This is a genomic window from Pseudoalteromonas fuliginea (assembly GCF_000690055.1).
Taxonomy (GTDB): Bacteria; Pseudomonadota; Gammaproteobacteria; order Enterobacterales; family Alteromonadaceae; genus Pseudoalteromonas; species Pseudoalteromonas fuliginea.
The window spans coordinates 1-241 of record NZ_JJNZ01000204.1; the positions used below are offsets into that span (position 1 = coordinate 1).

Here is a 241-nt window from a genome sequence, read left to right on the forward strand (position 1 = left end):
GGGCGTCATCATAACCGTCCTTTGCGGTTGAGGAGACATTGCGAACCCCGAGCTGGGTCATGCCCGAGACATAGTCTTTTTCGATGGCGCGCCGCATTGGATTGCCATGGCCATTGGTGACGCCATGACGGGTGTCCACAAAATCCAGATGCGCATCAATCTGCACCACATGCAGAGGGCCGTTTTGGGCGCAATCTTTGTCAAAGGCGTTGATGCAGGGGATATTGATCGAGTGATCCCC

General features: G+C 55.2%; 1 protein-coding gene. It reads right to left on the minus strand.

Annotated elements, in window-relative coordinates; translation table 11 throughout:
• On the minus strand, positions 1–241 hold a 241-nt coding region (locus tag DC53_RS0120995), incomplete at both ends, for an arginase family protein (protein ID WP_033032552.1).